The sequence below is a fragment of the Streptomyces sp. SID4985 genome (assembly GCF_009863025.1).
GTDB lineage: Bacteria > Actinomycetota > Actinomycetes > Streptomycetales > Streptomycetaceae > Streptomyces.
In genome coordinates this window covers 1-17,041 of record NZ_WWIR01000278.1, presented here as the reverse complement: position 1 = coordinate 17,041, position 17,041 = coordinate 1, and the positions used below count along the sequence as shown (strand labels likewise).

Here is a 17,041-nt window from a genome sequence, read left to right as displayed (position 1 = left end):
CCTCGAAGGCCGCGAGGGCGGTCGACTTGCCCGTCCCGCTGGGGCCCGCGAACAGGGTGACGGCGCCGAGCGGGAACGCGGCCCGGCGGTGCCCGGCGAAGGCGGACAGCCGCAGCTCGGTGATCCGGGCGCGCACGTCGGAGAGGGCGTCGAGGGCGCGGTCCGGCAGTACGGCGGGCTCGGCGGACGGCACGACAGAGGCTGCGACAGGCGGCACGGCGGACAGGGAGGTCACGGACATACGCGGACCGTAGGACCGCCCCGGAGCGCCGAACCGTTTTGCCCTCGGACCTTCCTACGATCGGGCGACCGGGTCAAAACAGGGCACACCGTCCACCCGGCCCAAGTCCTACGACCCTACGAGCGGCGCGTACGAGAGGCCATGACGGCTCCTCAGCCGCCCGACGCCTCCATGCCCATCAGCCCGCTGACCTCGGTCCCGGGCGGCGTCAGCAGGAAGACGTTCCGGTCCACCCGGTGCATCCCGCTGGCCAGCCCGAAGACCACGCCGGTGCTGAAGTCCAGGACGCGCTTGGCGACCTCGGTCTCCGCGCTCGACAGGTCGAGCAGCACCGGAATCCCGGCCATCAGGGTCTCGGCCACGTCGCGCGCGTCCGCGAACACATTGACCCGCAGAACGACGAAACGGCGGCGGGTCTCGGTGTCGGCCTCCGGCAGCGAGCGGTGGTTCACCGCGGACGGCCACGCGTCCCGGCCCCGCAGCGGCACGACCTGGGCGAGCCCTTCCCACTGTTCATCGGTGACGTCGTAACGGCTCACCGGCTCCCCCTGACCTGACTCGCTTGCGATGCCTGCACCTGCCAATTCTTACGCCAAGTCACCCGTTCAGCCCAACAGCGACACACTGTGCGACCCTGCGCATGTCCGCTCCCGGTCCCATCCGCCGTGCGCACGGCGTCACATGGCCCGTCCAGAGGCCCGGATCACAACCGCAACGAGGGAAACGTCACAGCCCGGCCTTCTGCTGCCATCTGAGCCCCCTGTCCTAACATCCGAGCATGACGGTCCTGCCTGACGACGGGCTCTCCCTGGCCGCCGAGTTCCCTGACGCGACGCACGAGCAGTGGCAACGCCTGGTCGAGGGTGTACTGCGCAAGTCCGGCAAGGAAGTCTCCGGCGGCGCGGCTGAGGACGCCCTGTCCACGACGCTGGAGGACGGGCTGCGCACCCGCCCCCTGTACACCGCGCGCGACACCGCTCCCGACCCCGGGCTGCCGGGCTTCGCCCCGTTCACACGCGGCGGCAGGCCCGAGGGCGGCACCGCGGGCGGCTGGGACGTACGGCAGCGGCACGCGGCCCTCGGCGACGGCACCGTCCTGGCCGACCTGGAGAACGGCGTCACCTCGCTCTGGCTGGTGCTCGGCGAGGGCGGCATCCCCGTCGCGGACCTCGGCCGGGCGCTCGACGGCGTCTATCTGGACCTCGCCCCCGTCGTACTGGACGCGGGCGCCGACACCGAGTCCGCCGCGACGGCGCTGCTGCGGCTGTACGAGGAGCAGGGCGTCGCTCCCGAGGCCGTACGCGGCAGCCTCGGCGCCGACCCGCTGGGCCACGAGGCCCGCACCGGCACCGCGCTGGACTTCGCTCCCGTGGCCGCGCTCGCGAAGCGCGTCGCCGACGAGTACCCGGGGCTGCGCACGCTCACCGTGGACGCGCTGCCGTACCACGAGGCGGGCGGCTCGGCCGCGCAGGAGCTGGGTGCCTCGCTGGCCACCGCCGTGGCGTATCTGCGGGAGCTGACCGAGGCCGGGCTGAGCGTCGAACAGGCCGCCTCCCAGCTGGAGTTCCGCTACGCCGCCACCGCCGACCAGTTCCTGACCGTCGCCAAGCTGCGCGCCGCGCGCCGGCTGTGGGCGCGGGTCGCCGAGGTGTGCGGGGCGCCGGGCGCGCAGACGCAGCACGTGGTGACCTCGCCGGTGATGATGTCCCGGCGCGACCCCTGGGTGAACATGCTGCGCACCACGGTCGCCACGCTCGCGGCCGGGGTCGGCGGCGCCGACTCGGTGACCGTGCTGCCCTTCGACCACGCCCTGGGCCTGCCGGACGCGTTCGCCCGCCGCATCGCGCGCAACACCTCCACGATCCTGCTGGAGGAGTCGCATCTGGCCCGGGTGATCGACCCGGCGGGCGGCTCCTGGTACGTGGAGCGGCTCACGGACGAACTCGCCGAGGCCGCCTGGGAGTTCTTCCGGTCTATCGAACAGGAAGGCGGCCAGGCTGCCGTGTTGCGCTCGGGCAGGCTCCGCGAGGACCTCGCGAAGACCTGGCAGGAGCGGTCCGCGAAGCTCGCCAAGCGGCGCGAACCCATCACCGGGGTCAGCGAGTTCCCGTTCCTGGCCGAGAAGCCGGTCGTCCGCGAGCCCGCCCCCGAACCGCGCTCCGGCGGTCTGCCGCGCGTGCGCCGGGACGAGGCGTACGAGGCGCTGCGGGCCCGCTCGGACGCCCACCTGACGGCGACCGGCGCCCGCCCCCGCGTCTTCCTCGCCACGCTCGGCCCCGCCGCCGAGCACACCGCGCGCGCCTCCTTCGCCGCCAACCTCTTCCAGGCGGGCGGCATCGAACCGGTCACCGCCGGGAACTTCGAGGACAGCGGCGCCACCGAGGCCGTCCTCTGCTCCAGCGACAGCCGGTACGCGGAGGAGGCCGGGCAGGCCGCCGAAGCCTTGCGCGCGGCCGGTGCCCGCCATGTGGCCCTGGCCGGACGCCCCGCCGAGTACACGGGCGTCGACAGTTACGTCTTCGCGGGCTGCGACGCCGTCGCCGTACTGTCCGCGACTCTCGACCGCATGGGAGTGTCCTGATGGGAATCCCCGACTTCTCCGGGATCGAGCTGGGCACCCCGGCCGTGGACGGTGGTGCCGAGGAGTGGCGGGCCGCCGTCAAGGGGGCGACCGGGGGCGCCGAGCCGGTGTGGGAGACCCCCGAGGGCATCGGGGTCAAGGCGCTGTACACCGGGCGTGACCTGGAGGGTCTGGACTTCCTGGAGACGTATCCGGGCATGGCGCCGTATCTGCGCGGGCCGTACCCGACGATGTACGTCAACCAGCCCTGGACGATCCGGCAGTACGCGGGCTTCTCCACCGCCGAGGAGTCCAACGCGTTCTACCGGCGCAATCTGGCGGCCGGGCAGAAGGGTCTGTCGGTCGCCTTCGACCTGCCCACGCACCGGGGTTACGACAGCGACCATCCGCGCGTGACCGGTGACGTCGGCATGGCCGGTGTGGCCATCGACTCGATCCTGGACATGCGGCAGTTGTTCGACGGGATTCCGCTGGACAGGATGACCGTGTCGATGACGATGAACGGCGCCGTGCTGCCGGTGCTCGCGCTCTACATCGTGGCGGCGGAAGAACAGGGCGTACCACCCGAGAAGTTGGCCGGGACCATCCAGAACGACATCCTCAAGGAGTTCATGGTCCGCAACACCTACATCTATCCGCCGAAGCCGTCGATGCGGATCATCTCCGACATCTTCGCGTACACCTCGCAGCGGATGCCGCGCTACAACTCCATCTCCATCTCCGGCTATCACATCCAGGAGGCGGGCGCGACGGCCGACCTGGAGCTGGCGTACACGCTCGCGGACGGCGTGGAGTACATCCGCGCGGGACGTGAAGCGGGCCTGGACGTGGACGCGTTCGCGCCCCGCCTTTCGTTCTTCTGGGCGATCGGCATGAACTTCTTCATGGAGATCGCCAAGTTGCGGGCGGCCCGGCTCCTCTGGGCCAAGCTGGTCAGGCAGTTCGACCCGCAGAACGCCAAGTCCCTCTCGCTGCGCACCCATTCGCAGACCTCGGGCTGGTCGCTGACCGCGCAGGACGTGTTCAACAACGTCACACGGACGTGTGTGGAGGCGATGGCGGCGACCCAGGGCCACACCCAGTCGCTGCACACCAACGCCCTTGACGAGGCACTGGCGTTGCCCACCGACTTCTCGGCGCGGATCGCGCGCAACACGCAGTTGCTGATCCAGCAGGAGTCGGGCACCACGCGGGTCATCGACCCCTGGGGCGGCAGCGCGTACGTGGAGCGGCTGACGTACGACCTCGCGCGCAGGGCGTGGCAGCACATCCAGGAGGTCGAGGCGGCGGGCGGCATGGCACAGGCCATCGACGCGGGCATCCCGAAGCTGCGCGTGGAGGAGGCGGCGGCCCGCACCCAGGCGCGGATCGACTCCGGCCGTCAGCCGGTGATCGGCGTGAACAAGTACCGGGTGGACTCCGACGAGCAGATCGAGGTCCTCAAGGTCGACAACTCCTCGGTGCGCGCCCAGCAGATCGAGAAGCTGCGGCGGCTGCGCGCGGAGCGGGACGACGTCGAGTGCCGGGCCGCCCTCGACGCGCTGACCCGGGCGGCGGACGGCGAGGGCAACCTCCTGGAGCTGGCGGTGCGCGCGGCGCGCGCGAAGGCGACGGTGGGCGAGATCTCCGACGCCCTGGAGAAGGTGTACGGCCGGCACGCGGGCCAGATCCGTACGATCTCCGGCGTGTACCGCAACGAAGCAGGGGAGTCCCCGAACGTGGACCGCACCCGTGCCCTGGTGGACGCCTTCGGGGAGGCGGAGGGGCGCCGCCCGCGCATCCTGGTCGCCAAGATGGGCCAGGACGGGCACGACCGGGGCCAGAAGGTGATCGCGACCGCCTTCGCCGACCTCGGCTTCGACGTGGACGTCGGCCCGCTGTTCCAGACGCCGGAGGAGGTCGCCCGGCAGGCGGTCGAGGCGGACGTGCACGTGGTCGGGGTGTCCTCGCTGGCCGCGGGGCACCTCACCCTGGTCCCGGCGCTGAAGGAGAAGCTGGCCGAGGAGGGCCGGGAGGACATCATGATCGTGGTGGGCGGGGTGATCCCGCCGCAGGACGTGCCGACGCTGCTGGAGATGGGCGCGACGGCGGTGTTCCCGCCGGGCACGGTCATCCCGGACGCGGCGCACGACCTGGTGAAGCGGCTCGCCGCCGATCTCGGCCACGATCTGTAGGCGCCGATGGCCGCGATGGAGCTCGACGCCTATGTGAAGGGCGTGCTCGACGGCAAGCGGGCGGTGGTGGCGCGTGCCATTACGCTCGTCGAGTCCACCCGACCGCAACACCGTTCGCTGGCGCAGGAATTGTTGACCGAGCTGCTGCCGCACAGCGGGCGGGCGCGGCGGATCGGGGTGAGCGGGGTGCCGGGCGTGGGCAAGTCCACGTTCATCGACGCGTTCGGCACGATGCTGACCTCGCTGGGGCACCGGGTGGCGGTGCTCGCCGTGGACCCGTCCTCGACCCGTACCGGCGGCTCGATCCTGGGCGACAAGACGCGCATGGAGCGGCTGGCCGTGGACCCGGACGCCTTCGTGCGCCCCTCCCCCAGCGCGGGCACGCTGGGCGGGGTGGCGAAGGCGACCCGGGAGTCCATGATCGTCATGGAGGCGGCGGGCTACGACGTGATCCTGGTCGAGACGGTCGGCGTCGGCCAGTCGGAGACCGCGGTCGCCGACATGGTCGACTCCTTCCTGCTCCTCACCCTGGCCCGCACCGGCGACCAGCTCCAGGGCATCAAGAAGGGCGTCCTGGAACTGGCCGACGTGATCGCCGTCAACAAGGCGGACGGTCCGCACGAGCGCGACGCGAGGACGGCCGCCCGTGAACTCGCGGGCGCGCTGCGGCTGATGCACGGCAAGGACGCGTTCTGGACTCCGCCGGTGCTGCACTGCAGCGCGCGTGAGTCGAGCGGTCTGGACACGGTGTGGGAGCGCCTCGAACAGCACCGCGCGCTGCTCGACTCCACGGGACGGCTCACCGCCAAGCGGCGCGACCAGCAGGTGGGCTGGACCTGGTCCATGGTCCGCGACGAGCTGCTCGGCCGCCTGCGCTCGGACCCCGCCGTCCGCGAGACCGCCCCGGAACTCGAACAGCGGGTACGGGACGGGTCGTTGACGGCGACGCTGGCGGCGGAGCGGATTCTGCGGGCGTTCGAGGACGGGATGCGGGGGCAGGAGCCCTGACCCGGCGCTCATCCATCGAGATATCCTGGTATGTCGACGTGACGGAGACCGGACAGGACCCTGGGTGGACATGAGCAGGAACGACGAGGCCGCCGCGCGGGCCGGGGAAGCGCCGGAGGCTCCGGAAGCGCTGGAGGCCCCGGAGACGCTGGAGGCGTTCAAGGCGCTGGCCAACCCGGTCCGCCTCCAGATCATGCGCTGGCTGCGGAACCCGGACACGGAGTTCGCGGCGTACGAGCCGATCGCGGACCGTGACACCGTCGGCGTGTGCGTCAGCCATATCCAGGCCAAGAGCGGGCTGGCCCAGTCGACCGTCTCCTCGTACATGGCGACCCTGGAGCGCGCGGGCCTCGTCCGCTCGACGCGGGTCGGCAAGTGGACCCACTACCGGCGCGACGAGGAGCGGCTGCGGCGGCTGTCGGAGGCGGTCGGCGGGCTGATCTGAGCGGCCTGCTCGCCCTCCGGCCCGACTCCCTTGATCCCGGCCGGAGTTCCGTCCGGGGCGAACGCGTGGCGGAAGGTGAAGGCGCCCGGCGTGGAGCCGTGGCCGTGGAGGTGCTCCAGCCTGGAGACCCCGTCCCGCCAGGTGGGCGTCACTCCGTCGGAGACCCACCAGAACACATGAGTCGGGTGCTCCGCCTTCTCGAACCAGTCGTGACGCCTGCCCAGCGCCGCGCGGTGCAGACCGCCGTAGACGGCGTCGAACGCGGAGCGCGGATCGGTCCAGAGGGAGAGGGTCGTGGCCAGGGCGGTGGTGTCCGCCGTGCGGCCCTTGTCGTACCAGGCCGGTACGGCGAACTCTCCCCACGCGCCCCAGTCCGCCCCGAAGAGGACACCCTGGTCGTCGCCCGCCGCTTCGGCCCGCCCGAGGTATCCGGGGTGGCGGCCGATTTCGCGGTAGACGGCCTCACCGATGTCGTAGAACTCGCGGGTGAGAGGTGCGGGATCGGCGAGCGGTGACGTCAGGACGCCGAAGGTGTACAGCGCGAGCTGGGGCATGCGTCTCTCCCTGGTCGGGGGTGCCTGCGGTGGACCCGGGGCGAGAAGGTAGCCGCATCCGCGGACCCCGTCGAAGTTGCGTTTTCCCTCTCCAAATGGCCTCTGCGCGGGCAGCGTCACCCTTTCACATCGACACATCGGAATATTGCGATACGATCGACGGCATGGACATCGCGCCCACCGTGGACCCCGTCATGGACGCCCGGCCGTCCGCCCTCGTCGTGCACGCCCACCCCGAGCCCGACTCCTTCGCCTCGGCCCAAATGCGGGCCGCTGTCGAGGAGTTGCGCCGCTCCGGTCACTCCGTGCGGGTCGTGGACCTCTACGCCGACGGCTGGAACCCCGTGCTCGACCGCGCCGAATTCCCGCCGCCTGAGGGGCCGTTCAAGCCGCAGGCCGAGCAGATGAAGGCCGTACGGGAAGGCACCCTGTCCGCCGAGGTGCGCGCGCAGCTGGACGCCGTACTGTCGGCCGATCTGCTCGTGCTGTCCTTTCCGTTGTGGTGGTTCTCGATGCCCGCGATCCTCAAGGGCTGGATCGACCGGGTGTTCGTCATGGGCGCGGTGTTCGGCGGGGAGTTCGGGCTGTTCGACCAGGCCGCGCTGCGCGGCAAGCGGGCGATGGTGCTGATCACGACCGGCGGCCCGGCGGAGGCGTTCGTGCCGGGCGGCGCGTTCGGCGCGCTGGACCAGTTCCTCTTCCATGTCCACCGGGGAATGCTGGAGTTCGTCGGCTACGAGCCGCTGCCCCCGGTCGTCACCTACGGCCCGGCCCGGATGTCCGAGGCCGAGCGGGAGGCGGCCCTTGCGTCGGTGCGGGACGTCTTCGCGGGGCTCGGGGCGAGCGCGGCGCGCCTGTGACAGAGCCGTGACCGGAGGAGTGGCTTCCGTCACAGCCGGAGTGGTCTGGCGCTGATCAACTCGCTTGATGCACAGACCATTTGACGGCCGGATCGCCTTCGGCGCGCTCGCCATGACGGCGGCCGCCCTCACCCTCGCCGGATGCGGCACCCAGCAGACGGCCCCGCGTGCGGTCGGCGGGGAGAGCGCCGCTCCGGCGTGCCCCTCGGCCACGCCCACCCCCGGCAGCACGCCCCCGCTGACCCGGCCCACCACCACCGCGGACGCCCCGCGCCCGCCGGGTAAGCCGAGTCCGGTGCCGTCGGCCACGGACGCCGAGCGGGACGGGGTGCGGCTGACCGGCCTGTACTCCGGCGCCGTCGGCCAGGACGGCGTCTGCCGGCCGAACGGCCTGACGGCGGCGTTCTCGGTGACCAACCCCGCCGCGCACGACATGACGTACACGATCGTCTTCGACGCCTCCGGGTACACCGGGGCGATCCGGATCGCCGGTCCGGTCCGGCCGGGCGGGACCCTGCGCGGGACGGTGGCGATGCGCCGGAGCTTCGGCGACGCGGCCCGGATGCCGAACGCGTCGGTCGTGTCCGTCCGCAGCGTCCCGTCCGCCGAGGCGCCGTCCGAGAGCGGGCCGTGCCCGGCGTCCGGGGTCCGGGTGTGGGCCGATCAGGGGGACGCGGCGATGGGGCTGCGCGTGACGGGGCTGCATCTGGAGAACTGCGGCACGAGCCCGTACACGCTCGAAGGCCGCCCCCAGCTCCAGATCCTCGACGCCGACCACGAGGTGGTGGGGGGAATCCACCTCGTGCCCGGCGACGAGGTCGCCAACCTGGACGGCAACCCCGACGTCGTCCGCCCCGTCACCCTGAAGCCCGGCGAACGCGCCCGGTCGGGCATCGCCTGGCGCAACACGGTGCAGACCGTCGGCGCCGCCGTGAACGCCCCTTACCTCCGCGTCCGCGCCCGGGCGGGCGCCGCGCCCGTGATGGTGACCCCGGAACTGGATCTCGGTACGACGGGCAGACTGGGGGTCCGGGCGTGGCAGAAGGAGCAGTGAGAACGTGACAGAGACCGAGCGGATCCCGTACGCCGACAAGGGCCGTCCCTCGCCGCACGCGCTCACCGGCGCGGGTGTCGTCGTGACCGACGCGGCGGGCCGGGTGCTGCTCGGCTGGTCCAGGAAGCGCGAGGTCTGGGAGCTGCCCGGCGGCAAGAACGACCCGGGCGAGGACTTCACGGCAGCGGGTGTGCGGGAGCTGGCCGAGGAGACCGGTCTGCGGGCCGACCCGGACACGACGCGGACCGTGGCCCTGCTGATGGACTCCGTCCACGGTCTCCCCCGGCTGACCGCCGCCGTCCGCGTGCACGCCTTTACCGGCGAACCGTCCGTCGAGGAGCCGCACTTGATCGAGCGCTGGGAGTGGCACGACCCCGCCGACCTGCCGACGCTTCCCCAGCCGCTCTTCACCCCGAGTGCCCACGTGATCGACACGGTCTGGCCGGGCCTTCTGCCATGTCTGCCACCGGTGCACCGCTATCCGGTGGCGCCGGGCAGCGGCGGCTGAGGCTCCACCGGCTGTGTCCCCCACACCATCAGCAGCGCGAGGCGTTCCGCGTCCTCCGTGCCCGGTTCCGCCGTGTAGACCATGACGCGCAGATCGCTGCCCGCGACCGCGAGGATGTCGCAGTCGAGGGTCACCGGGCCGACGGCCGGATGGTCGATGGTCTTGCGGGCGGCCTCGTGGACGCCGACCGTGCCGGAGTCCCAGAGGCGGGCGAACTCCGGGCTGCCGTCGCGCAGTTCGGTGACGAGGGCGCGCAGACCGGAGTCGGCCGGGTAGCGGGCAGCCGCCGCGCGGAGGTCGGCGACGAGGGCGGACTCGAAGGCGGCGCGGGCCTCGGGGGTGTAGGTGACGGGGCCGCCGGGTCCGAGGAAGTGCCGCCAGACACCGTTGAGTTCGCGGCCGCGCCACCGCGTGGAGTCGCCCATCAGCGCGGCGTAGGGTGAGTTGGCGGCGAGCAGGGTCCAGGTGGCGTCGTACACGGCGACCGGGGTGTGGGCCAGCCGGTCGAGCAGCCGGTGCACGCTGGGCGGGATGAAGACGGGCACCGCCCTCGGTCCGGGCGGCGCGAGTCCGGCCAGCCGGTGGAGGTGGTCCCGCTCCTCCGCCGAGAGCCGGAGCGCGCGGGTCAGCGCCCGCACGACCTGCGAGGAGGGGTTGGTCGCGCGGCCCTGTTCCAGGCGGGTCACGTAGTCGACGGAGATCCCCGCGAGCTGCGCCAGCTCCTCGCGGCGCAGCCCGGTCGCCCGCCTGCGGCCCCCTGCGGGCAGCCCCACGTCACCGGGGGCCAGCCGGTCCCGCCAGCGGCGGATCGCGTCACCCAGGTCGGTGGTCGTCATGTCCCCAGTGTGCTGCCGCGCGGGCGGGCGTGCCTGGTACCGCCAGTCCCAGGAAAAGCGGTCTTCTGGCTGGTCGCGGCCGTCCGGCGCAGCCTGGAGACATGACGAGAACACTGATCACCGGAGCCAACAAGGGCCTCGGCCGCGAGACCGCCCGTCGCCTGATCGCCGCCGGGCACACCGTCTACGTCGGCGCCCGCGACCCCGAGCGCGGACGGCGTGCCGCCGAGGAGCTGGGCGCCCGCTTCGTCCCGCTCGACGTGACCGACGACGCCTCCGTGGCTGCCGCCGTCAAGACGATCGAGGCGGAGGGCGGCCTGGACGTGCTGGTCAACAACGCCGGGATCGAGCCGCGTCACCCGGACGGCGGCTTCGTCCTCCCCGCCGAGACCACCGCCGCCGACGTACGGACCGTCTTCGAGACCAACGTCTTCGGGCCCGTCCGCACCCTGCACGCCTTCCTGCCCCTGCTGCTCCGCTCGGACCACCCGGTCGTGGTCAACGTCAGCAGCGGCCTCGCGCACACCCCGGCCCTGGCCGACCCCGCGGCCTTCGAGCACTTCTACCCGAGCCTGGCATACCCGTCCTCCAAGGCCGCCCTGAACATGCTCACCGTCCAGTACGCCAAGGCGTTCGAGGGCATCCGGATCAACGCCGCCGACCCCGGCTTCACCGCGACCGACCTCAACCACCACACCGGCACCCAGACCGTCGAGGAGGGCGCCGAGGTCATCGTCCGCCTGGCGTGCGTGGGACCGGACGGGCCGACGGGGACGTTCCAGAACGGGGCGGGGGTGCTGCCGTGGTGAGCCGAGGCCGACGGAACCGGTGAAAGGCGAACCGGCGGGCCGGACGTTCACATGAATGGTGAAATCTTCACCGGATCACCTCAGCGTCCCGCAACCCCGTCCGGCCCCCTCGATCGGCGGCCCGGGAGCGCCGGGGGTGCGGTATACGGCCTGGCGGCGTCTGCTTCAAGTGCCGGACGGGGTACGCGAGATCACGCATATCCGCACTTTCGTTCGGCGTTGCGAGGACTACGTTACGGACCGTATTCTCACCATCGTCAATGAGCTGCCGGCCATGCGCGGCAGCCCACCGCGGCGGACCGGGAGGGGCGCCCCAGGACCAACGTCTTGCTCCAGCGCGTGACTCACGGACCGACCGCCCCCGCACCGCCGATCCGCCCCGGACGCGATGAGCGGGTACGGACCCCGTGAGCGGGCCCCGCTCGGACGGCCCCCGCTGGACATCCCGGTTCGCTCGACGCCGCCACCGCACGCTCCGGTCCGTCGCACACCCGCGCGCCCCGCGGCGTGACCCGGCCGATCCCCAGCAGGAGTTCAGTCATGCGTCTCTTACGGGCAGCCCGTACCGCTCGCGTCTCCTCGGCGCCGCCGGAGGCGCACGGACCGGCGACCGGGTTACGCGCCACGGCGATCCCGCCGGGCGCGGCCCCGAACACCCCCTCCCGCCCTCGCGTACGGATCGCCACCGGTACCCCCCGCACCATCGTCGCGAGGACGGCCCGATGACCGAACTGACCCTGTTCCTGGTGCTCGTGGCGGTCGGCGCCGCGGCGATCGCGTACTACGCACGCGTGGCCGCACGTCAGCGGCGGCGTGCCGAGCAGCTCCATGAACGCGCGGAGACCCTGTCCCAACAGCTGCGCGCGGCCGAGCAGTTCGTCGGGAGGATCACGACCACGGTCGCCTCCCCCACGGCCGAACCGGTCGCCGCCCCCGTGCTGCCGCCCCAGCTCGCCGGTACCCCCCTCGCCCACGCGCTGACCGGGCTGAGCGAGGAGACGCGGAACACCGTGGCACTCCTGGAACGGCGCGCGGAGGAGCGTTCCGAGGAGCGCGCCGCCGGGATCCAGAAGGCAGCGGACGCCCAAGTCGCCGACGCGCGGCGGGAGTCGGTCGATGTCGCCCGGGCCACCGTGCGGGCGTTCACGTCCAGCCTGGTGCAGCGGGCGAAGAACCTGAGCCGGTCGGTGAGCGCCGGGGTGCGCAAGGTCCACATCTCCGACGAGGCGTACGCCACGCTCAACGAGATCGACCATCTCTCGCAGCAGATGCTGCTCATCGCCTCCGGCTTCTCGGTTCTCGCCGGGGACAAGCTCTCGGCCCGCTGGCGGGCCACCACCCTGACCGACATCGTGCGCGCCGCCATGGGCCGCGTCGAGGGGTACGAGCGCGTCCAGCACCCGGAGATGGAGACCCTCGCGGTCGAGAGCCGGGCCGTCGAGGCCGTGATCCACACCCTCGCGGTGCTGCTCAGCAACGCCCTGCGCTACTCGCCCCCCGCCGCGCGGGTGCACGTCACCCTCGACCACGGCCACAACGCGGCCTTCCTGATCGTGGACGACGCCGGACTGCGCATGGACGACGAGCGGGTGCTGTGGGCCCGCAAGGTGCTCTCCGGCGAACAGCGCGACGACATCACGGCGTTGGGGGCCTACCCGCAGACCGGGCTCCGCGTGGCCGCCGCGCTGGCCAACGACTACGGCTTCCGCGTCGACATCACCACCCCGAACATCTACGGCGGCACCCGTGCCGTCATCGTGCTCCCGCAGAACCTGCTGACCAGCCCCGAGTCGGCCCGGTCGGCACAGGCCCGCGCCACCGCCCGCACCAGGACCGCGCTCCCGGGGCAGCAGGCCCGGAGCGCGCCGGAGCGGCGCCGCCCCGAGCCGTCCACCACGACGGCGAGCGGCCTCACCGTCCGCAAGCGCGCCCCGCGCACCGACGCCCCCGCCGAGCCGGGCACCGGGGCCGCCCCGGCGGCGAAGCCCGCCGCCCCGTCGGTCCAGCCGGGCAGCCCCGGCGTCGCCGCCTCCTGGATGGCGGGCACCCGGCGCGGCCGGGACCACCACGGCAGCAGCACCCCCCGCACGGAAGAAGGACGTTGAACACCATGTCGGAGACTCACGCCAACTCCCTGGGCTGGCTGCTGGACGAACAGCTCGGCTCGGTCGAAGGCGTCCGGTACGCGGTGCTGGTGAGCGGCGACGGCCTGCTCAAGGCCCGTACGCACACCATCGACCAGGAGGGCGGCGAGAAGCTGGCCGCCCTGACCGCCTCGCTGCGGGCCTCGGCCAAGGCGTGGGACGAGTTCACCGGTGGCGGCGGGGTACGCCAGCACCTCGTGGAGTGCGCGAACAACTTCTGTCTGACGACGGCCGCCGGGCAGAACACCACGCTGATGGTCTGCACGACCGGACCGCTGGCCGACATCGGACTGATCACCGATCACATGGTGCGCCTGGCCGTGCAGTTGGGCACGCAGCTCTCCACCGGCGAACGCACTCCGGTTCCCCAGCGCGACGGGAGTCTCGGGGCATGAGCGGGCCGCGGCGCGACCCGGACATGATCCGGCCCTACGTCCGTACCGGCGGCCAGATCCGCCCACGGGACGACGTGCGCTGGGAGAGCGTGGTCATCGCCGCGGCCGGCTCCGCCGGTGAACTCGCCACGGACGAACGCCGGGTGATGAGCCTGTTCTCACCCGGCTGCGGCGGTCTGGCCGTGGCCGACATCGCCGCCGCGCTGCAACTGCCGCCCTCCACCGTCCGCATTCTCGTCTCCCGCCTCATGGACACCGGCCGACTGACCAGCCCGGTCGACGCCGACTCCGCTCAGCCGCAGGACGACATTCTCGTAAGGGTGCTCCATGGACTTCGACAACTCCTCTGACCCGCCCGTCACTTACGTGCCCTCCACGGTGACGCAGTCGGCCAAGATCGTGATAGCCGGTGGGTTCGGGGTCGGCAAGACAACCTTCATCGGCAGCGTGTCCGAGGTGCGGCCGCTGCGCATGGAGGAACCCATCACCGAGGTCAGCGTCGGCATCGACGACATGCGCGGCACCCCGGACAAGACCACCACCACCGTCGGCATGGACTTCGGCCGCATCCATCTGGCCGACGGGGCACTGGCGTTGTACCTGTTCGGGCTGCCGGGGCAGGTCCGCTTCAAGCCGCTGTGGGAGGACCTCTCGGAGGGCGCGCTCGGCTGTCTCGTCCTCGCCGACACCCGCGACCTCGACGCCAGCCACGGCGCCCTCGGCCTCCTTGAGGACCGGGGCACGCCGTACGCGGTGGCGGTCAACACCTTCCCGGACGCCCCGGTCTACCCCGAGGCGGAACTGCGCGAGGCGCTCGCTCTCGACCCCGGCACCCCGCTGACCAGTTGCGACGCCCGCGACCGCGTCTCCTCCCTGCGAGCCCTGATCACCCTCACGGAACACCTGGTCGGACTCAGCCCCGCCGCGTCCCTGGAGCCCCTGCGATGACCGCCGCCGACCCTCAGGCTCCGGCCCGAATCCCGCTGTACGCACCGGAGTTCGCCGCCGACCCGCACGCCGCCTACGAGCGGATGCGCAGCACGCACGGGACGCTGGTGCCCGTCGAGCTGTCCCCTGGTATCCCCGCCACGCTGGTGATCGGCTACGACGCCGCGCGCCGCATCCTCAACGACCCGCTGCGCTTCCCCGCCGACCCCCGGGTGTGGCAGCGGGAGGTGCCGCGCACCTGTCCGGTGCTGCCGATGATGGAGTGGCGGCCCAACGCGCTGCGCAGCGGCGGCACCGAGCACGCCCGCTACCGGGGCGCCAACACCGCGAGCCTGGACGCGGTGGACCAGCATCAACTCCGCGCGCTGGTCGAGAAGATCGCGGCCGGGGCGATCGCGGGATTCGGCGACACCGGGCGGGCCGACCTGCTCACCCAGTACGCGTGGCCGATCAGTTTCCGGGTGCTCAGCGCGCTGCTCGGCTGCCCCGACGACATCGGAGCGCGCATCGCGGACGGCATGGCGAAGATCTTCGAGGCGAAGGACGCCGACCACGGCAACGCGCTTCTCGCCCAGGCCATCGGCGAGTTGGTGGGCCTGCGCCGCGAGCGGCCCGGCGACGACGTGACCTCCCGGCTCATCGCGCACGAAGCCGCCCTGGACGACGAGGAGATGGCCCACCAGCTCGTCACGCTCTACGGCGCGGGCATCGAGCCGCTGACCAACCTCATCGCCAACACCCAGCTGAAGATCCTCACCGACGACGACTTCTCGGCCGAACTCCACGCGGGCCAGTCGACGTTGCGCGACGCCCTGGACACCGTGCTCTACAGCGACCCGCCGATGGCGAACTACTGCATCAGCTACCCGCCGTACCCCACAGACATGGACGGCTATCTGCTCCCGGCCCACCAGCCGGTGGTGATCTCCCTGTCCGCGTGCAACAACGACCCCGAACTCACCCTCGGAATGCCCGCGTCGAGCGTCAGCGGCAACCGTGCCCATCTGGCGTGGAGCATCGGCCCCCACACCTGTCCGGCGCGCTCCCACGCGTATCTGATCGCGGAGACCGCGCTGAGTCATCTCCTCGACGCCATCCCGGAGATGGACCTCGCCGTCCCGCCGTCCGAACTGCGGTGGCGCCCCGGCCCGTTCCACCGTGCCCTGGAAGCCCTTCCCGTCCTGTTCCCCGTCCATCGCTGAAGGAGCCCGCGTGCCCGAACAGTCGATATCCGCGACCGAGCAGTCCGTCCTCGTCCTCGACCCCACCGGAGCCGACCACCACGCCGAGCTGAAGGCGCTGCGCGCCCGGGGGGCGGCCACCCAGGTCGACATCCTCGGCGTCACCGCCTGGTCCGTGACCGACCCCGACCTCCTCAAGCAGCTCCTGACCAGCCCGGACGTCTCCAAGGACGCCCGCGCGCACTGGCCCGGCTTCCAGGACGCCCTGACCAGCTGGCCGCTCATCCTCTGGGTCGCGGTCAGCAACATGTTCACCGCGTACGGCGGCGACCACCGCAGGCTGCGCCGCATGGTCGCGCCCGCCTTCAGCGCCCGCCGCATCGCCGTGCTCAAACCGGTCGTCGAGGACACGGTGACCGGTCTCCTCGACGCGCTCGCCGCCCGGCCCGCCGACGAAGTCTCCGACCTGCGCGAGCAGTTGGCGTACCCGCTGCCGATCACCGTGATCGGCCGGCTCATGGGCGTACCCGTGGACCAGACCGCCGTCTTCCGCACCACCGTGGACGGCGTCTTCGACACCACGCTCACCACCGAGGAGGCCATGAAGAACACGGCCGGCCTCTACGCGGCGCTGGACGAGCTGATCGCCGCCAAGCGCGCCGATCCCGGTGACGACATGACCTCCCTGCTGATCGCCACCCGCGACGAGGAGGGCGACGGCAAGGGCATGACAGACGAGGAGCTGCGCGACACCCTGCTCCTGATGATCAGCGCCGGGTACGAGACCACGGTCAACGCCATCGACCAGGCCGTCACCGCCCTGCTGGCCGACCGCGAGCAGCTGGAGCACCTGCGGGCCGGGCGCGCGACGTGGGAGGACGTGGTCGAGGAGACCCTGCGGTTCGAGCCCTCGGTCAAGCACCTTCCGCTGCGTTACGCCGTCAACGACATCACGCTGCCCGACGGCCAGGTCATCGCCCAGGGCGACGCGATCCTCGCCTCCTACTCCGCGGCCAACCGGCACCCGGACTGGCACGGCCCGACCGCCGACCGGTTCGACGTGACCCGCATCTCCAAGGAGCACCTCGCCTTCGGCCACGGCGTCCACTTCTGCATCGGCGCCCCGCTCGCCCGCATGGAGATCGCCGCCGCGCTCCGGCAGCTCTTCGAGCGCTTCCCGGACATGGAACCGGCCGTTCCCGCACACGAGTTGAAGCCGGTCCACTCCCTGATCAGCAACGGCCACCAGAGCCTGCCGGTACGGCTGCGGCCCGCCGCGGGCTGACCGGCTTGTGACGGCTGC

Annotated in this window: 17 protein-coding genes and 1 pseudogene; 14 read left to right on the top strand and 4 right to left on the bottom strand. The window is 72.1% G+C overall.

The window, feature by feature from the left end:
- A pseudogene (locus GTW40_RS11410) lies at window positions 1-241 on the bottom strand (ATP-binding protein); the annotation flags it as partial.
- A gap of 152 nt (window positions 242-393) precedes the next feature.
- On the bottom strand, window positions 394-780 hold the full coding sequence (locus GTW40_RS11405; RefSeq protein WP_018547259.1) for a cell division protein SepF: 387 nt from the start codon (window positions 778-780) through the stop codon (window positions 394-396).
- Between the two features lie 239 nt (window positions 781-1,019).
- Here GTW40_RS11405 and GTW40_RS11400 point away from each other — a divergent pair, with 239 nt between their 5' ends.
- From GTW40_RS11400 to GTW40_RS11385, 4 genes are all read left to right on the top strand, one after another.
- Window positions 1,020-2,822 carry a methylmalonyl-CoA mutase family protein gene (locus GTW40_RS11400; RefSeq protein ID WP_161180048.1) on the top strand — a complete coding sequence of 601 codons (1,803 nt, stop codon included), beginning with the start codon at window positions 1,020-1,022 and terminating at the stop codon, window positions 2,820-2,822.
- Entirely contained in the window at window positions 2,822-4,996 is a 2,175-nt protein-coding gene (gene scpA / locus GTW40_RS11395) for a methylmalonyl-CoA mutase (RefSeq protein ID WP_161180047.1), read from the top strand. Before GTW40_RS11400 ends, scpA begins: the two co-directional genes overlap by 1 nt.
- A gap of 6 nt (window positions 4,997-5,002) precedes the next feature.
- Window positions 5,003-6,004, top strand: coding sequence for a methylmalonyl Co-A mutase-associated GTPase MeaB (gene meaB, locus GTW40_RS11390; protein ID WP_161180046.1), 1,002 nt, complete (start codon window positions 5,003-5,005; stop codon window positions 6,002-6,004).
- 70 nt (window positions 6,005-6,074) lie between these two features.
- Window positions 6,075-6,449 (top strand): metalloregulator ArsR/SmtB family transcription factor, encoded by a 375-nt coding sequence (locus GTW40_RS11385; RefSeq protein WP_237525457.1) that lies wholly within the window; start codon window positions 6,075-6,077, stop codon window positions 6,447-6,449.
- Here GTW40_RS11385 and GTW40_RS11380 read toward each other — a convergent pair.
- Window positions 6,389-7,003: a DUF3291 domain-containing protein gene (locus tag GTW40_RS11380; RefSeq protein WP_161180045.1), complete on the bottom strand. Its 615-nt coding sequence runs from the start codon at window positions 7,001-7,003 to the stop codon at window positions 6,389-6,391. The two genes, GTW40_RS11385 and GTW40_RS11380, sit on opposite strands and share 61 nt — an antisense overlap.
- Window positions 7,004-7,167: 164 nt before the next feature.
- Here GTW40_RS11380 and GTW40_RS11375 point away from each other — a divergent pair, with 164 nt between their 5' ends.
- The 3 genes from GTW40_RS11375 to GTW40_RS11365 all read left to right on the top strand — a co-directional run bounded on the left by GTW40_RS11375 (window position 7,168) and on the right by GTW40_RS11365 (window position 9,425).
- Entirely contained in the window at window positions 7,168-7,863 is a 696-nt protein-coding gene (locus tag GTW40_RS11375; protein WP_237525456.1) for an NAD(P)H-dependent oxidoreductase, read from the top strand.
- Between the two features lie 67 nt (window positions 7,864-7,930).
- On the top strand, window positions 7,931-8,917 hold the full coding sequence (locus GTW40_RS11370; RefSeq protein WP_237525455.1) for a DUF4232 domain-containing protein: 987 nt from the start codon (window positions 7,931-7,933) through the stop codon (window positions 8,915-8,917).
- A gap of 4 nt (window positions 8,918-8,921) precedes the next feature.
- The gene (locus tag GTW40_RS11365; RefSeq protein ID WP_343245665.1) at window positions 8,922-9,425 is read left to right on the top strand and encodes an NUDIX domain-containing protein; all 504 of its coding nucleotides are present in this window, start codon (window positions 8,922-8,924) and stop codon (window positions 9,423-9,425) included.
- Here the strand turns inward: GTW40_RS11365 and GTW40_RS11360 are convergent.
- The gene (locus GTW40_RS11360) at window positions 9,395-10,261 is read right to left on the bottom strand and encodes a helix-turn-helix transcriptional regulator (protein WP_161180044.1); all 867 of its coding nucleotides are present in this window, start codon (window positions 10,259-10,261) and stop codon (window positions 9,395-9,397) included. The two genes, GTW40_RS11365 and GTW40_RS11360, sit on opposite strands and share 31 nt — an antisense overlap.
- A 101-nt stretch (window positions 10,262-10,362) precedes the next feature.
- Here GTW40_RS11360 and GTW40_RS11355 point away from each other — a divergent pair, with 101 nt between their 5' ends.
- The 7 genes from GTW40_RS11355 (at window position 10,363) to GTW40_RS11325 (ending at window position 17,023) form a co-directional block, all read left to right on the top strand.
- Window positions 10,363-11,070, top strand: coding sequence for an SDR family oxidoreductase (locus tag GTW40_RS11355; protein ID WP_161180043.1), 708 nt, complete (start codon window positions 10,363-10,365; stop codon window positions 11,068-11,070).
- A 722-nt stretch (window positions 11,071-11,792) separates the two neighbouring features.
- A complete protein-coding gene (locus tag GTW40_RS11350) occupies window positions 11,793-13,175 on the top strand; it encodes an ATP-binding protein (protein ID WP_161180042.1) in 1,383 nt (460 codons plus the stop codon).
- A gap of 5 nt (window positions 13,176-13,180) precedes the next feature.
- Window positions 13,181-13,609, top strand: coding sequence for a roadblock/LC7 domain-containing protein (locus GTW40_RS11345; RefSeq protein WP_161180041.1), 429 nt, complete (start codon window positions 13,181-13,183; stop codon window positions 13,607-13,609).
- Entirely contained in the window at window positions 13,606-13,959 is a 354-nt protein-coding gene (locus tag GTW40_RS11340; protein WP_161180040.1) for a DUF742 domain-containing protein, read from the top strand. The genes GTW40_RS11345 and GTW40_RS11340 overlap by 4 nt, the downstream gene beginning before the upstream one ends.
- On the top strand, window positions 13,937-14,557 hold the full coding sequence (locus GTW40_RS11335) for an ATP/GTP-binding protein (protein ID WP_161180039.1): 621 nt from the start codon (window positions 13,937-13,939) through the stop codon (window positions 14,555-14,557). Before GTW40_RS11340 ends, GTW40_RS11335 begins: the two co-directional genes overlap by 23 nt.
- On the top strand, window positions 14,554-15,759 hold the full coding sequence (locus tag GTW40_RS11330; RefSeq protein WP_161180038.1) for a cytochrome P450: 1,206 nt from the start codon (window positions 14,554-14,556) through the stop codon (window positions 15,757-15,759). The genes GTW40_RS11335 and GTW40_RS11330 overlap by 4 nt, the downstream gene beginning before the upstream one ends.
- Before the next feature lie 10 nt (window positions 15,760-15,769).
- Entirely contained in the window at window positions 15,770-17,023 is a 1,254-nt protein-coding gene (locus tag GTW40_RS11325; RefSeq protein WP_161180037.1) for a cytochrome P450, read from the top strand.
- The last annotated feature ends 18 nt before the right edge of the window (window positions 17,024-17,041 follow it).

What these genes read in the sequence shown, in the direction of transcription:
- GTW40_RS11400 (WP_161180048.1), top strand. Translation starts at nt 1,020, where the DNA reads ATGACGGTCCTGCCTGACGACGGGCTCTCCCTGGCCGCCGAGTTCCCT.
- scpA (WP_161180047.1), top strand. Translation starts at nt 2,822, where the DNA reads ATGGGAATCCCCGACTTCTCCGGGATCGAGCTGGGCACCCCGGCCGTG.
- meaB (WP_161180046.1), top strand. Translation starts at nt 5,003, where the DNA reads ATGGCCGCGATGGAGCTCGACGCCTATGTGAAGGGCGTGCTCGACGGC.
- GTW40_RS11385 (WP_237525457.1), top strand. Translation starts at nt 6,075, where the DNA reads ATGAGCAGGAACGACGAGGCCGCCGCGCGGGCCGGGGAAGCGCCGGAG.
- GTW40_RS11380 (WP_161180045.1), bottom strand. Translation starts at nt 7,003, where the DNA reads ATGCCCCAGCTCGCGCTGTACACCTTCGGCGTCCTGACGTCACCGCTC.
- GTW40_RS11375 (WP_237525456.1), top strand. Translation starts at nt 7,168, where the DNA reads ATGGACATCGCGCCCACCGTGGACCCCGTCATGGACGCCCGGCCGTCC.
- GTW40_RS11370 (WP_237525455.1), top strand. Translation starts at nt 7,931, where the DNA reads ATGCACAGACCATTTGACGGCCGGATCGCCTTCGGCGCGCTCGCCATG.
- GTW40_RS11360 (WP_161180044.1), bottom strand. Translation starts at nt 10,261, where the DNA reads ATGACGACCACCGACCTGGGTGACGCGATCCGCCGCTGGCGGGACCGG.
- GTW40_RS11355 (WP_161180043.1), top strand. Translation starts at nt 10,363, where the DNA reads ATGACGAGAACACTGATCACCGGAGCCAACAAGGGCCTCGGCCGCGAG.
- GTW40_RS11350 (WP_161180042.1), top strand. Translation starts at nt 11,793, where the DNA reads ATGACCGAACTGACCCTGTTCCTGGTGCTCGTGGCGGTCGGCGCCGCG.
- GTW40_RS11345 (WP_161180041.1), top strand. Translation starts at nt 13,181, where the DNA reads ATGTCGGAGACTCACGCCAACTCCCTGGGCTGGCTGCTGGACGAACAG.
- GTW40_RS11340 (WP_161180040.1), top strand. Translation starts at nt 13,606, where the DNA reads ATGAGCGGGCCGCGGCGCGACCCGGACATGATCCGGCCCTACGTCCGT.
- GTW40_RS11335 (WP_161180039.1), top strand. Translation starts at nt 13,937, where the DNA reads ATGGACTTCGACAACTCCTCTGACCCGCCCGTCACTTACGTGCCCTCC.
- GTW40_RS11330 (WP_161180038.1), top strand. Translation starts at nt 14,554, where the DNA reads ATGACCGCCGCCGACCCTCAGGCTCCGGCCCGAATCCCGCTGTACGCA.